The sequence below is a fragment of the Microcoleus sp. PH2017_05_CCC_O_A genome, assembly GCF_020738785.1.
Taxonomy (GTDB): domain Bacteria; phylum Cyanobacteriota; class Cyanobacteriia; order Cyanobacteriales; family Microcoleaceae; genus Microcoleus.
The window spans coordinates 40,049-54,227 of sequence record NZ_JAEQCB010000012.1 but is presented as its reverse complement, the minus strand read 5'-3'; the positions used below and the strand labels follow the sequence as shown (position 1 = coordinate 54,227).

The following is a 14,179-nucleotide window of genomic DNA, read 5'->3' as shown; positions in this document are numbered from 1 at the left end:
CTGCGGGCTTACAAGTAAGCTGTCTCAACGGCTGTAATGACGCAAATACGTTAAGCAAATAGAAAGTGTCTAGAAAGTACAGGCATAATGGCTGGAAGGTAGAAAAGTCGTGCTTTCTCCTATTCCAAACAATCTGGGCGTACACCGAGGTGGCGCGGAGTGACTGTCTTGCATGAACTAAAAGCAGCAGGAATTCCCGTCGCAGTTGCTAGCGACAATTGTCGCGATCCGTTTTACGGATTTGGCGATCACGATGTTTTGGAAGTCTTGAATATGGCAGCCCGTATCGCCCATTTAGATCGGCCTTGGGAAAATTGGCCGCGCACAGTCACAACCACAGCAGCCGACTTAATGGGATTGCCGAATTTGGGACGAATCGGAGTTGGTTTACCCACAGATTTGATTTTGTTTAAGGCGCGGAATTTTAGCGAATTGTTATCTAGATCGCAGCGCGATCGCACAGTTTTGCGGCAGGGTAGAGCAATTGATACAACTTTGCCGGATTACCGGGAACTAGACGATTTGTTGCATGAAAACTCGGCGGTTGAAACCGCTTCTATACAAACAAAACCCGCCTCCGCGGGTTGAAGAAGACTCGGCGGTTAAAATTATTTTATCTTCTTCAGTCCGCAGAGGCGGACTTCGTTTTTGTAGACGCGGTTTCAACCGCCGTCTTATGCGGTTAAAATTATTTTATCTTCTTCAGTCGGCGTCCGGCTGACTACCCTTCGGGAAGGCTAACGCCTACGTTTTTGTAGGCGCGGTTTCAACCGTACGTCCTATCTTGTCAAGTGACAACAGATTTGATATAAATATAAAACCTGATGCAATCGAGGATGTTTTAAGTGAAAGCAGTTATTTTATTGTCGGGAGGGCTGGATTCCTCAACAGTTTTGTATCAAGCCAAAGCCGACGGCTGCGAATGTTATGCGATATCCTTTGACTACAAGCAAAGACACCGGCGAGAGTTAGAATCAGCACGGGCGATCGCACTTTCAGCACAGGTTAAGGTGCATCAGGTGGTAAACTTTGACTTGACGCAGTGGGGCGGTTCGGCTTTGACAGACAATCAGATAGAATTGCCGATCGATCGCAATCTGGCAGAAATGTCGCAAAACATCCCCGTTACCTACGTTCCAGCTAGAAATACCATTTTTCTCAGCTTTGCCCTCGCCTACGCCGAAACCCTAGGAGCTCAGCGAATTTACATCGGTGTCAACGCTTTAGATTATTCCGGCTATCCCGACTGCCGCCTCGATTACATCCAAGCCATGCAGGAAGTATTTCGGTTGGGAACCAAGCAGGGAAGGGAAGGAGAAGCTATTAAGATTTTCACACCTTTGATAGAACTTAAAAAAACCGAAATTATTCAATTGGGCAACAAGTTGGGAGTGCCTTGGACACAAACTTGGTCTTGTTATTCAGGCGGGGAAAAAGCCTGCGGCGTTTGCGATTCTTGTCGGCTGCGGCTGGCTGCTTTTGACGAATTAGGATTAAAAGATCCGGTGCCTTACGCTTAATATTGCAGGTTTGCAAGGGAGCATCTGAGTTTTGAAGAGGGCGAAGCATGACCGCATATAAGTTATTAGTTATAATCTCCTATTTTCTACGGTCATGCTTCGCCCCTACGGATATATTTGCCTTGCGCCAGATGCACCCTTTCAATCCGCACTAATTGATTGTTTAACTCACTGAAATTAACCAATTTGTAGGGTTGGCAATGCAGATAGATTGATTTTGAACACCGCGAGTCTCGTCAAGTTTAAGGGTTTTGATTTTGAAATCAAGCTCTCGATCAATTTTCTTTGCTTGAAATATGAAAAAATCTCAAGCAAAATAGCGATTTCCTGCTTTTTGTGCAATTTAAATTTATTCCGCCGAACAGTGCTGGGTAGGGTGCATGTCACTTGGGCAAATATGTTTGTAGGGGCGAAGCATGACCTCCGTCAATATCGGATGATAACTAATAACTTATATGCGGTCATGCTTCTTCAGGCTTCAAAAACCAGATGCACCCGCTGGGTACATACAGCCAGCACTGTCTAGCACGATCGTTAAATCAGGCAATTTTAGGCTAATTTTGAACAATAACAGTCTCTAGCTTCGGTATTTCGGCTAAGGAGTTCGGTTCCAGCGACAAGTGCCGTTTTTTGACCTTACCAGCGTGGTATATAGGCGTTGCACAAAGTCAGCCAACTATTTAATTTGAAAGTCTACCTACAAGTACGGTATTGACTCGGAAATGGCTGCGAAGTTTATTATATTTATCAGTATTTATACGATTGAATCCTGGAGTTTTAGGAGATTATAGTTAAGATCGAATGCTTCAACAAACAATAGCGATCGCTATTATCGCCATCATTTGCTACCAAATTCTAGATTAAATCTACTCCGGCATTCGCACAATTGTCTCTCGCAAAAAATGAATGTGTGACTGAAAAACCATCAGCATCTAACCTTGACAGAATAAATACTAAATCAATGACTACTCATCCTTCTTTGCTCAGCTCCATATCATTCGATCCGCTATCACCATCGGTAGACTTATCTGTTTCCTTCGCGCAAAAGTATCTACAACAGATGAAAAGCGGTACCCCTGCGGTTGTGGGTGAGGATAAATTTATCGAACGACGGCGTATCAGTATGGCAAAACAAATGTTGACATCGCTGCGTTCTGTGAGTGCAAAATCCTGGACAAAAACTGACTACCTATTGGCAGAAACGTTAATTGAACACGGTATAGATACGGATCTGATCGATCCTTGGTATATTTCTGGTGGTATTCATCAAGTTTATAAGTTTGCGATCGAAGCATATAGCGAGCAATTGTCGCCCTATCGTATAGTTAACAAGGTGAGCCCAGTTCTCGGACAAGTCCGACAGCACGTTACAGCAATTGATCCCCGCGTGATTGGCTTTGTGGCGATGCAATATCACTACACGGGAACGCAGTTGATGGACTTGCTCCCTGAGGGAGAACAGGAAAATTTTGGTAACTACGTCAAGATGCTAGACGATCATTTATATATGCCACTGCAACGCGCATACCAAGCTGCTGCAAAGCATCCACCGAATGCGATTCCGGTGCAATCTGTTCGCCTGCTGATGTCGAAGATGAGCTATATTGCTGAACGGGTAGTCGATCGAGTGAATCAACTGTACCCACGCTATCGCTGTTATTCTGGGCCCCTTAACAGTGAACGTATCCGTACATCAAGTGTTCGTGATGTCGAGATGTTTCAGGTTTATATGTGGGTTTGTTTGCTCGAAGGCAATTTGCACGCGCTAGAAACGGAACTATTTCCCCTGTGCGTGATGATTTACCCTCGACTGAATGTCAGTTGGGAGCTCGTCAGCCAGATGACTCACCTACTTCGTAAGGAGATTGGGGCTTGTCTGTCACCCGAACAAGCGCAGTATTGTGAACCCTTCTATGAGATTCTGCGCCGTATGTTTTCAGAGGAAGTTTTCCCGAATGCTTGATACCGCAAAAACTCTTACGAACAGCACAAAGCTTGATATTAAAGGACTTTAGCTTGTTCCTCCAACATTAGTTATTGTCCTGTTTATTTTGAATTTCGTTTTGCATTTAATCAGACTAAAAGCCGATCGACATATTTGCGATCGTCCTCCCCATCAAAATCCAAATATAATACCAATTCAAAAAAATGTTTCTACAATAATTCAATACGGTTTACTTAATATAGTCCGAAGAGAGGAACGAAGCAATCTCCGTATCTATTTTTCAGAGGGTTTTACCCCCAGGGCGGTCTTAAGTAAACGGTATTGTACAATAATTGAGGTTGAGTTTGTTTGCTGAAATCTTGTCGGTGGTGCGTCGCCATAGCTGATTGTTCATCTCTTTTAAGGTAAGCTTTCTGGCGACACACCCTACCAATATTGTTGCATTTATTTTTTTAATTGGTATTAACTAGAAAACTTCGCCGCACCTCTCAAACCGCCATTCGATCGCCCTTTTCCCCCAACTTCCCCGCCCGCCGCTGCAACTTCACCCAAAACTCGATCGCCCGCCGTCGCACTCAACAACTGAATTTGAATCTGATCCAACCGCGGCCCGCACACAGAAACTACTGTAAGTTCCGCATTTTCGCAGCGCCAAACTTCCCCAACCGCCGGCATTCTTTGCAACTGATAACTCAGAAAACCTCCGATTGTCTGATATTCGTCTGTCACCTGCAAGTCCAAATTCAATATTTGATTGACATCATCTACATTTAACTGCGCTTGCGCTAAAAAAGTGCGATCGTCCAATACTTGCAAAGCTATTTCTTTGCTGTCGGGCGACTCGTAAGTGCGGCCGATAATTTCAGCGATCAAATCCCTCAGCGTCACCAAGCCGGAAATGCCGCCAAATTCATCGACGACGATCGCAATTTCTTCCGACGAACCCTGCATCAAAGGCAGTAATTCCCCCAGCAGCATCATTTCCGGCACAAATCTCACCGCACTAATCCAAGTTACGATTGGGGTGTCGGGAGATAGCAAACCTTCAGCTAAGGGTTTCGCCAGTTGTTTGAAGCCAATAATCCCGATAATATCGTCTAAAGAATCTCCCGTGACGGGATAGCGGGAATGGTTGGAAATCGCCATTTCCGAAAGCAAAGTTTGAAACGTAGCCGTCTTGGGAAGTGCCACAATGCTGGGCCTGGGTACCATCACTTCTTCTACGCAAACTTCGCCAAATTCAAACACGTTATTCAGCAATTCTCGCTCTTCTGCTTCCAACCCGCTTGATTCGCTGGAAGTCGCTATAATTAATTGCAGTTCTTGGGGCGTAACTGGCTGGTGCGTGCGCTCGTATTCGATTCCCGCAAGCTGCAATAGCGATCGCGTGGATTGATTGAGAAACGACACAAAGGGATTGAACAAGCGGGAAATCAATAAACTCGGAGGCCCTAAACTTCTGGCTAGCTGTTCGGAATAAACTAAGGCTACAGATTTGGGCAGGATTTCGCCGAGTACGATTTGCAGGTAAGCTAGCAGGAAAAAAGTTACTATTGAGATGCTGGCAGAATGGGCGATCGCCGATTTGATATAGATTGGTAGCGGCAAATAGCCGATCGACATTCGGATCAGAACGGCGATCGTATCTTCTCCAATCCAGCCGAGAGCTAAACTAGAAAGAGTGATTCCCAACTGCATTGTCGAGAGCAATCGCTCGATACTGTGTATCAAAGATTGAACAGTTATCGCCGGAACATCGCCGGCCTCGACTAATTGATTGATGCGCGATCGGCGTACCGTCACCATCGAAAACTCAGCCGTCACGAAAAAAGCATTGATCGCAATCAGCAGCAGCACTGACAGCAACCGCGACAGCACCTCTGCCCAACTCATCGCAGGTAAATCAGCTATCTCCTGAACTCTAGCCCCTAAAAGTGACACAATTCTCCCTAGAACAACTTTCTCGATCGAACCTGAGAATCAGATACATTTAACCCGGTAAATCCCGGACTAAGCCCAGAATAGCCGTGTATGGCAAAACAGAAAAAGCAGCAAGCTCTCCTGTCAGGGAGGTATCTCTCAAAGCTTTCAACAAAATATTGAAAGCGCCATTTTTATCCCTGTCCAGAGTGTGTCCGCATTCTGGACATTTAAAGATTTTAGCTCCACCCAATTTAGCGTGGATATGCCCACATTTTGAGCAAGTTTTCGATGTGTACTCTTCTGTTACGTCTACTACAACACCACCATGTTTGGTGGCTTGATGCTTCAACATTTGCTTAAAACGATAATGGCTCAACGTGACCATCGCTCTAGCAGTTTTAGTCGCCAACCTACGCCTACCTTTCTTAACCATTTGCTGTGTTTCAAAGGTTGGCAAGAAAATTAGTTTGTACTTGGCTGCAAAATATTTTGCAGCTTTTTTGTGCAGTTCATTAACTAAGTTCTTGATTTTGATTCTAATTTTTGCTGCCGATTTCCGCAAGCAATACCTCAGTCGCTTGAATTGCCTCCCTTTACTTAGTCCAATGCGGGACATTAATTTGTCTAGATGTCTTGCTAGCCGATAGATGCGACCAATATCGTTTTTTCCTATTTCGATAAAGTCACTGCCGTCAAAACCAGTAACAAAAGTCCTAACACCTGGATCCAGTGCGACAGCTAAATCACTATCGATCGGCTTTATTTTTGGTTCGTCAATCACATAGCAGATAAACCACTGCCTGTCGATCAAACTGAGTGTTGGCTCGTGTTGCATTACCTCAACGATTGGTTCGGACGCTTTAAAGGTTAGCCCTTTAGTAGCAAGCGGGTAAAAAGCCCCGAACTTCCAGTTAGATGTTTGAAATCGGATAGTTTGAGATGTGTCTAAACGGCTTCTAAATTTTGCCGTTCCTTTTGCCTTTTTAGCAGCTTTGTGTGCTTCAAAAGCTTGAAACACTGCCATCTGTCGCGGGTTGTAAGGTTGTTCGCAAACCCAGTCGGGAGCCGAATCCATTATCTTTTTTCTTAAATCATACTTGCCTATTTTTTCGTCCTTAAGAATAGCAATTGCTTGGTTGTAACACCACCTACTTGCCGCAATCCAAGTCCTCCATTTTGCTGCTAGCTTGGCTTCCGGGTAAACTCGAATCTTCTTTGATAGCAGATTTGTATTTTCCCAGACCGTAGAGTCGGCTGCTAAAGACGTGGATGATAGCAAGGATGTCTTCAACCATTTCTCGTTCACAAGACAACTCGTTTCTGCTGAGAACCATGAGTTGGCAATTGTTTTGTTCGCAGATCCATTTGATGAGCTCACCACCGAACCTTGCGAGTCTGTCTTGATGTCCGACCACAACTGCTGAGATATCTCCCGACATGACTTGTCCCAAAAGGGCAAGCAGCGCTTTTCTTTTGAATTTGAGTCCGCTTCCGATGTCTTTGAAGACCTTGGCTTGCAGGTAGATACTTTGGAGGTAGCTGACTTGTCTGTAGAGGTCTTCTCGCTGTTTATAGCTGCTAACCCTGGCGTAGATGGCTGTAATTCGGTCGTGTCTGCCTCCGAGAACGCTGTCGATGTCGTAGCGTCGCTGGTTGGATGGGGTTCTGATTGCTGATATTTTGCCGACAAGTTCCCAGTTTCTAAGGGTTTTATCTGAGACTTGCAGGATTTTGCAAGCTTTTCGCGGTGTGACATATTTTGTCATCGCTAGGTGGTATTTTTGTTTTCAATCCATAGTGCCAGCTTTTACAATGATTTACTAGGAATTTCTAGGAAATTATTTACTTTATGTCAACAGTCTGGAGGTTTGGTCTCCTTTTGTCTCATACCATTGTCCGAAAATAATGCAAATGTAAGCCCGTGCTCCAAACACTTAATTCATCAGCCATTCCAAATCCCAAATCCAATAATTACTTTGCCACTGGAATGCCAGATATTTGCAACTGTAATTTTTGGCCTGGATAATCTGTCAGCGTCAGCGAAACTTCCTTAGCATTTTCCAGCAAAGCTGTAGGAATACTCACCGTACCGTAATACACCTGCCCGTTGGGTGGAAGTTCCGCCGGCAAATCCTCAGCAGTCGCCGAAAGAGCCCGCCCTTGATTGTCAGTGACGTTCAAGAAACTGTAGAGAAACCTCACAGCTTGGGAACCTTCGTTTTTCATGCTCACGTCTAGCAGCATCGAGTTGCTGCGCTGGCTGGCGGCGCTCACTTCCAGAGTTACTCCCCCGTCGCGACTGTTCAGGGGAAACTTGGCACTGGCATTTGCCGCAGCCGGTTTTTTGGCTGTGGCAGGTTTAGAGCTTGCCTTGTCTGCTTTAGTATTTGTCGCGGCTGTTTTTTTGTCAGGATCGCGACCTTCTACCCGCGCTTTGACGGTTTTGAGAATGTCTTTTTCTTTCAAAATGCTCACTTGGTCTTTGCTAGCCGCAGCTCCCTGCTTGCCGCTTCCAGCATTGTTGCTGGGGCGAACATCAGGTTGAGTCGTTCCTTTCAACGCTTCGCGACCTATAGTAAATCCCCAAACAGAACTCGTCACACCTGCTCCAAACATTAGAGTTAGCAGAATAAGAGTCAGCACTACCGTCGAATTCACCTTTCTTCCTCCCTAGAGACTCCCGTCATAACTATACTCGGCTTGGCGGTGAGAGGAAAGGGAGGCCAGGGTCTATACTGCATTATTATGTATCTCCATAAAAGGAAACCGTTGCGCCTCAAAAGTGGTTATTCTCCCTGGCATACCTGCTGACATTACAGGATAGAGGCTGCTGATATTGTTCTTTCGCTTACCCGCCTCAGTGGGGCGTTTAATTTGGGGATTGCTCCCTCTCGGATTGCTCCGGTAATGTTAGCTTCGACAAAGTTAGTGGTCGGTACTTTCTCGCTTGGCACTGTCTCCCAAATGACTGTTTAACCTAAGAGTTTTAGAGCTACGGACTAGCTACGCATCCGTAGGTAAGAACGTGACATACCCGACACTCATTTTGTAAACAAATAGAGTGCGGGCTTCCTCTTTCAACGGGAGAGCCTTATTCGCAGCCCTCTCTAAGCTGGTCTTATCCTCCCTCCGTAGGTTTTACTCACCTTTATGTGGTACTCACTAGCAAGATAATTACTTATCTTTTCCGGCAGACTCCCTGTGTCCCAAGGAGTAGAATTGTTGATTTTTTCACCCATCCATCAGCTCTTTTACGGCTTAGCTGGATATTGGGGCTACCAGTCAGAAACTGATAGGTGGTGTCTAGCCTTTATACAACGGAAAGTTCGCCCACCACGGCTACTCTTATCATCCCCGCTTAGTTCGAGCCTATCATGGATTCGCTATCGCTCAATTTGTTTGGTGCTCGTTTTCATCCCGTCACTCATCCTGTAAACGGATAGAGTGCGGGACTTCCAACTCGTATTAGTTAAACGCCTTGCCACTAACGCAGGCATTACTGCCTGAGTCTGGTCAACTAGGGCTATGTTTCAAGCCCCCGTTATAGTCGGTACTCCGATTTAACGGTGGGTTGTTGACTGCCATTGCCTATAAGTTGATTCCAAGTCGTAGAAACTGCTAATTCCGGTCGATCGACTCCAGCACAGAGGTGATGCAGGCGATCGCGGGTTCGGCAGATCTAAAAGATTTTGATTTTTGTTCTCTAGTTCTAGCACGGACTGGGAAATTATGTTATACTACTTTTGAGTTGGATCGACATAAGTCGATCTAACGGCAGTTGGCCGAGCGGTTTAGGCAGCGAACTCATAATTCGCCCCAGGCAGGTTCAACTCCTGCACTGCCGATTTTAAGGTACGTAGTTGCGCTTGGGCGCTCTTGTCTATACTACTGATTGGAAAAACTGAGAATCTGTTTCTGCCGTTAAGGTACGTAGTTGCGCTTCAGCGCTCTTTCATGAAGCAAAGAGCGCTAAAGCGCAACTACGTACCTAAGTCAGTTGTGTCCCGGATGTTTCGAGGCTAACGAGCGACATCAACCCTTAATCAATTCCACTCCGTCGCGCCCGTCAAGTTCTTGAACATAAACCTTAACTTGTTCTTCCTTGGCTGTCGGCAACTTTTTACCCGTAAAATCCGGCTGAATCGGTACTTCTCGGTGGCCGCGATCGACTAATACCGCCAACCAAATTTTCTCCGGCCGCCCGTAATCGTTTACCGCATTCAAAGCCGCTCGAATTGTTCTACCTTTGTATATAACGTCATCTACCAACACCACCGTTTTGCCGGTCAAATCGAAAGGAATTTCTGTTTTAGCAGGTGTCCGCATCGCAACTCGATCCAAGTCATCTCGGTAAAACGTAATATCCAAAGCACCCACGCATACTTTGACTTGTTCGAGGACTTCAATTTGAGCTGCCAACATTTGAGCTAAAGGCACTCCTCTAGTATGAATCCCCAACAGCACTAAGTCCGAAGGAGCTCCTGATTTTTCGACAATCTGGGAAGCGACGCGGGTGAGAGTGCGCCTCACTTCATCCGGGGATAAAATCTTAATAATTTTAGTCATTGCTGGCTGCGAGCTAATGGTTGGCTGTTGGCGAATCGAACAATTTTAGATTTTAGATTTTAGATTTTAGATTGACTGGACAAATTAATCTCAGGGTTGGAACAATTATTAGATGTGAGACTTCGGCGTTAGTGTCAGCGTCGAACGATTTTAGATTTTAGATTGACTTGACAGTTGAATCTGGGAGTAGAACTACTAACGTCGAAACTTGTTTGGCTCTTCCAGAGGGAGCATCTCATTTTTGAAAAAAGCATCTTTTATTATAGTGCTGTCCCCGCTCGCGAGTATTATACCGCTCGCACTATAAATGCAAAACTAAGATACTCCCCTTCCAGACTCCTGTCGGAGGGCTGTATCTGTCTGCGGGTCAGGCCCATTGTTAGGGAACAAAACATAATAAAGTATAAACAAGCAATGATAGTCCCAACCAAATCAGAAAGCAATACCGAGTTAATTGCAATGCTTGGTCAATTTGCTGCGGTGCGATCGCACGAATCGACTCGCCTAACAGCGGTTTGTGTTTGATAACTCCCCGATAGGAATTTGTACCTCCCAGTTGTACTCCCAAGATGGCGGCGTAGGCGCACTCGCTCCAACCGGAATTGGGACTGGCATCTTTAACAGCATCTCTCTGACAAATCTGCCAAACGTAGATCGGTTTGCCAGATATCAGGGCTAAAGTAATCACTGTTAGCCGACAAGGAATCCATGTCAGCACGTCTTCTAGTTTGGCGCTAAACCATCCTAAATCTGTGTATGGTGCTTCTTTGTAGCCGACGGTAGAATCTAATGTGCTAGCTGCTTTGTAGGCGATCGCACAGGGAACTATCGCCAGATCCCACATCGAGTCAGGAGCGATCGGTCGATCGATAACAGTTAATAATAGATGCGGCAGAGCGAACCCAACTAATCCATAAAATAGCGGGGCACTCACGCCATCTACTGCATTCTCTGTTACAGTTTCTAACAATGCTCGCAGAATTTCTGGCTCAGATAAGTTTTCGGTATCCCGACCGACGTAAAGGCTCAACCTTTCTCGCGCCTTGACTAAATCTCCAACCTTTAAAGGCGCTAGCACGTCTTCAGCAGCCGCCCTCAAACTGCGACCGGCAAAACAGCTAGCCAGCAAAATGGTTTGTAGGGCAATGCCTAAAACAGGATGCACCCAACTAGCAGCAAGGACGATCGACCAACTGACAGTATAACTGCCTATAATCAGCCCGATCGCTAGTATTGTACCAGCACATCGTAGCAGCAGTTGGTGCCGCTCGCCTGGGGGACGATCGCCAGAGAGAGGCATTTTGTCTGCGGGATTGTTCCATATATTAAAGACAAATCGAGTATAGCGGTCGATCGCCCAACCCATCGCCTGCACGGGATGCGGCCAACCCCAAGGATCGCCGATCGAATAATCCAATACCGCAGCTAAAATCAAAACAGTAAATTCATCCGGCATTATTATATATGGTGTTCAACATGATAGTCCCTTCGATCGCTAGTGAGCGATCGGGTAGCAGCAGTTAAAACAGCAGCTACATCGAGCGGAGTGTGATTTTTTAGAGCCGATTTTAACTGCTGAGATGACTTTCGTCGTGCAGTTCGTGTACGTTCTGTTCCCAATTAACACCGTCAAAGGGTAGAATCTGAAATTGGGAAACGGCATAGTCGTCAAGACAGCGGACGTTGACATCGAATTGATCGGGATGCGATCGGGGACGATAGAACGAGTGAATCCCACAAATCCGGCAGAAAGTATGTTTAGCAGTGCCTGTATTAAATGTATAGGTTGTCAAAACATCTTCCCCGCAGAGCAAGGTAAAACGTTCGGGCGGCACAATCAGGTGCAAAAATCCTTTCTTTTTACAGATAGAGCAGTTGCAGTCAGATGACGAGTGTTTGTCAACCGTGACTGTGAAGCGGACAGCACCGCAACGTGTGCCACCAGAGTAGGTAACAAGTGTTGCGTCCATGTGAGTTGGCGATCGAATGAATGAACTTACCATCTAAATGATAAAGCTAGTTTCTTCTCCGAGAGCAGCTTGCCAACTGCGGACATCATAGTATAAGTCTTCGAGGGAAATACTGTACAGCGCTTCGGCCAGTTTTTTGTGCAATCGGTTCCACAAACTGAATGTTACCCAGTCCTCTGGTTGGGTAGCGTCAGGAGAATGTCGAGGTAAAGGTTCAATAGTTTCCCCTACAGCCTCTAAGATTTGTCCTAAAGAGATTTGAGCTGGCTCCCGAGCCAATTGATATCCTCCCTGGGAACCCCGAACAGATTGGACTAAACCGGCTCGTCGCATTTCAATCAGCAATTTTTCTAGATATGGAGCGGGTAACTCCTGTCGGTTCGCAATCGATTTCACCGATGTCGGCCCGAACCGAGGTTGCAAACTTAGATCCAGTAGAGCTTTGACACTGTAGTGTCCGCGTGTGGTTAACTTCATGGGATTTTAAGAGCGGGGCAAATATTCAGCTAGCTGATAGCTGATAGCTTATGCTACCTAGTTTAGAGATTGCTCGCACGCTCCTGGCAGCTACTCCTCAAGAAAGACTCCACCTTGTTAAAAATATTTAGACAATAGTGGTTAACAATTGAGCCGATCGGTGTAATATAGTTTTATCAAACAATTGGGTTTAAAGCCCCATCCTAAAAAGACGGCTTTCATGATAGAGTAGACTTTGTTGATTCGCGAGATATAAAAATCCGGTCTCAACTCTCTTATTTCAAAAAATCTCAAACAGGTTGGGGCATCAACCTGTGGGCGAGGTGATGTTAGACAGGTGAAGAACCTGCAATCGCTGTTTGAACCCAGAATCCCAGCGCCTTTAGGTGGGGGAGTATGTCAAGACCGGCTATAAAGCTAAACTTTCTTGGTCAAACCAAAAACCAACCGAGAAAAAATCCGTACACCACTTGAATATTTCAGGACTCAGTAAATGGCTAAAAAGAAAAATATCGAACCCCTTGAAGGCGAAGATCTGATCAAAAAGGTCAAAGACCTAGAGAATCTGACCAAGGAAGAAAAAGCTAGAGCCTGTGGCTACTATACCGTTACCAAGAACGGCGTAGAACGGGTCAACATGATGAAATTCCTGAATGCGCTGATTGATGCAGAAGGCATTCAGCTAGATGGGAAGCAAAACGGCAACGGACGTGGCGGACGCTCGGCTAGCTATCGGATTAGCGTTCAATCTAACGGCAACTTACTGATTGGAGCTGCCTACACCAAGCAGATGGAACTCCAGCCGGGAGATGAATTTGAAATTTCTCTGGGACGCAAGCACATTCACCTGCGCCAAATCGATCGCGAAGAAGTATCCTAGGTCTTTACAATTTGCTTTGAATTCTTGCTTGAACGGGTTGGTTTGACTTCAAGCATTGACTGCTGGCAGAGAGTGGGCTCTGAAATTTTGTTCTGAAATTTTTCAGTGCGCCTAAAACAGTATGGATTCTATAGATGGCAATGGCTCGATAAAAGTCAGTGCTACTACTTTATATTTTCTGAGAATACCTATTCTCGCCCCTCGCTATATCCGTTTGGACAAGCGGGGGATTTTCCGCGTAGCTGTTGATAGTTGACAGTTGATAGTTGACGGTTGACAGTTGCTCGAACAACGGGGTGCAGCGGCTTGTGCAAGGCGAATATATCCGTAGGGGCGAAGCATGACAAGAGTCAATATGAGATGATAACTAATAACTTAGGAACGAAAATTTAATAACTTACACTCTTAAAAGTGGGATGGGCGTCCCGCCCGTCCCTTATAGACGGGCGGGACGCCCATCCCACAATCATTAAAATTGTAAGTTATTTAATTCTCATTCCTTATAGGGAGCATCTCAGTTTTGCAAGAAGCATTTTTTATCGTAGTGCGAGCGTCCCCGCTCGCGTGCTTGTTTGTACAAGCACGCGAGCGGGGACGCTCGCACTGTAAATGCCAAATTGAGATGCTCCCTCCTTATATGCGGTCATGCTTCGCCCTATTCCAAAACCAGATGCACCCGAACAACGAAGAGGGAAGAAGGAAAAGGAACAGGTTCGAGGGATTTCAGGATGAAGTTTGACGGACAAGCAGATGTATTTCCCGATTGGAGAGTGACTTTTCCAATCTTGTCTGATGCAACTCTCGTGCTGGCGATCGCCAGCACGAGCTCGTTCATTCCCAAATCTAAAATCTAAAATCTAAAATCTAAAATCGACTGACACCGAAGCAAGCAGCTTCG

12 protein-coding genes, 1 tRNA gene and 1 pseudogene are annotated in these 14,179 nt (G+C 45.7%); 5 read left to right on the top strand and 9 right to left on the bottom strand.

Annotated elements, in window-relative coordinates; translation table 11 throughout:
• Positions 1 to 132: 132 nt before the first annotated feature.
• From JGK20_RS04255 to JGK20_RS04245, 3 genes and pseudogenes are all read left to right on the top strand, one after another.
• Positions 133 to 588: pseudogene (locus JGK20_RS04255) on the top strand (amidohydrolase family protein); the annotation flags it as partial.
• Between the two features lie 257 nt (positions 589 to 845).
• Positions 846 to 1,520, top strand: coding sequence for a 7-cyano-7-deazaguanine synthase QueC (gene queC, locus JGK20_RS04250; protein ID WP_293206355.1), 675 nt, complete (start codon positions 846 to 848; stop codon positions 1,518 to 1,520).
• A gap of 910 nt (positions 1,521 to 2,430) precedes the next feature.
• Entirely contained in the window at positions 2,431 to 3,483 is a 1,053-nt protein-coding gene (locus tag JGK20_RS04245) for a hypothetical protein (protein ID WP_293211025.1), read from the top strand.
• Between the two features lie 444 nt (positions 3,484 to 3,927).
• Here the strand turns inward: JGK20_RS04245 and JGK20_RS04240 are convergent, their stop codons facing one another.
• From JGK20_RS04240 to JGK20_RS04225, 4 genes are all read right to left on the bottom strand, one after another.
• Positions 3,928 to 5,358 (bottom strand): hemolysin family protein, encoded by a 1,431-nt coding sequence (locus JGK20_RS04240; RefSeq protein WP_293182467.1) that lies wholly within the window; start codon positions 5,356 to 5,358, stop codon positions 3,928 to 3,930.
• 97 nt (positions 5,359 to 5,455) lie between these two features.
• Entirely contained in the window at positions 5,456 to 6,598 is a 1,143-nt protein-coding gene (locus JGK20_RS04235; RefSeq protein WP_293202977.1) for a transposase, read from the bottom strand.
• Positions 6,537 to 7,154, bottom strand: a complete 618-nt coding sequence (locus JGK20_RS04230) for an IS607 family transposase (protein WP_293182433.1) — start codon at positions 7,152 to 7,154, stop codon at positions 6,537 to 6,539. Before JGK20_RS04230 ends, JGK20_RS04235 begins: the two co-directional genes overlap by 62 nt.
• A gap of 205 nt (positions 7,155 to 7,359) precedes the next feature.
• On the bottom strand, positions 7,360 to 8,004 hold the full coding sequence (locus JGK20_RS04225; protein ID WP_293182471.1) for a hypothetical protein: 645 nt from the start codon (positions 8,002 to 8,004) through the stop codon (positions 7,360 to 7,362).
• 1,156 nt (positions 8,005 to 9,160) lie between these two features.
• Between JGK20_RS04225 and JGK20_RS04220 the strand changes: the two genes are divergently transcribed.
• Positions 9,161 to 9,233: transfer RNA gene (locus JGK20_RS04220), tRNA-Ile, on the top strand.
• A 187-nt stretch (positions 9,234 to 9,420) separates the two neighbouring features.
• Here the strand turns inward: JGK20_RS04220 and pyrR are convergent.
• The 4 genes from pyrR to JGK20_RS04200 form a co-directional block, all read right to left on the bottom strand.
• Complete coding sequence (gene pyrR, locus JGK20_RS04215; RefSeq protein ID WP_293182435.1) at positions 9,421 to 9,954, bottom strand: bifunctional pyr operon transcriptional regulator/uracil phosphoribosyltransferase PyrR; 534 nt, start codon at positions 9,952 to 9,954, stop codon at positions 9,421 to 9,423.
• Positions 9,955 to 10,333: 379 nt separating this feature from the next.
• Complete coding sequence (gene cbiB, locus JGK20_RS04210) at positions 10,334 to 11,410, bottom strand: adenosylcobinamide-phosphate synthase CbiB (protein WP_293182437.1); 1,077 nt, start codon at positions 11,408 to 11,410, stop codon at positions 10,334 to 10,336.
• 112 nt (positions 11,411 to 11,522) lie between these two features.
• Positions 11,523 to 11,924 carry a GFA family protein gene (locus JGK20_RS04205; protein ID WP_293182473.1) on the bottom strand — a complete coding sequence of 134 codons (402 nt, stop codon included), beginning with the start codon at positions 11,922 to 11,924 and terminating at the stop codon, positions 11,523 to 11,525.
• A 33-nt stretch (positions 11,925 to 11,957) separates the two neighbouring features.
• Positions 11,958 to 12,401, bottom strand: a complete 444-nt coding sequence (locus JGK20_RS04200; protein ID WP_293182439.1) for an Rrf2 family transcriptional regulator — start codon at positions 12,399 to 12,401, stop codon at positions 11,958 to 11,960.
• A gap of 493 nt (positions 12,402 to 12,894) precedes the next feature.
• On the opposite strand from JGK20_RS04200, the gene JGK20_RS04195 reads away from it, so the two are divergent.
• On the top strand, positions 12,895 to 13,281 hold the full coding sequence (locus tag JGK20_RS04195) for an AbrB family transcriptional regulator (RefSeq protein WP_293157313.1): 387 nt from the start codon (positions 12,895 to 12,897) through the stop codon (positions 13,279 to 13,281).
• A gap of 655 nt (positions 13,282 to 13,936) precedes the next feature.
• On the opposite strand, the gene JGK20_RS04190 is transcribed toward JGK20_RS04195, so the two are convergent.
• Positions 13,937 to 14,116, bottom strand: coding sequence for a hypothetical protein (locus tag JGK20_RS04190; protein ID WP_293190290.1), 180 nt, complete (start codon positions 14,114 to 14,116; stop codon positions 13,937 to 13,939).
• Positions 14,117 to 14,179: the final 63 nt, after the last annotated feature.

Coding starts and splice junctions, on each gene's coding strand:
- JGK20_RS04225 (WP_293182471.1), bottom strand. CDS start 8,004: ATGTTTGGAGCAGGTGTGACGAGTTCTGTTTGGGGATTTACTATAGGT.
- cbiB (WP_293182437.1), bottom strand. CDS start 11,410: ATGCCGGATGAATTTACTGTTTTGATTTTAGCTGCGGTATTGGATTAT.
- JGK20_RS04195 (WP_293157313.1), top strand. CDS start 12,895: ATGGCTAAAAAGAAAAATATCGAACCCCTTGAAGGCGAAGATCTGATC.
- JGK20_RS04205 (WP_293182473.1), bottom strand. CDS start 11,924: ATGGACGCAACACTTGTTACCTACTCTGGTGGCACACGTTGCGGTGCT.
- JGK20_RS04230 (WP_293182433.1), bottom strand. CDS start 7,154: ATGACAAAATATGTCACACCGCGAAAAGCTTGCAAAATCCTGCAAGTC.
- pyrR (WP_293182435.1), bottom strand. CDS start 9,954: ATGACTAAAATTATTAAGATTTTATCCCCGGATGAAGTGAGGCGCACT.
- JGK20_RS04190 (WP_293190290.1), bottom strand. CDS start 14,116: ATGAACGAGCTCGTGCTGGCGATCGCCAGCACGAGAGTTGCATCAGAC.
- JGK20_RS04240 (WP_293182467.1), bottom strand. CDS start 5,358: ATGAGTTGGGCAGAGGTGCTGTCGCGGTTGCTGTCAGTGCTGCTGCTG.
- JGK20_RS04200 (WP_293182439.1), bottom strand. CDS start 12,401: ATGAAGTTAACCACACGCGGACACTACAGTGTCAAAGCTCTACTGGAT.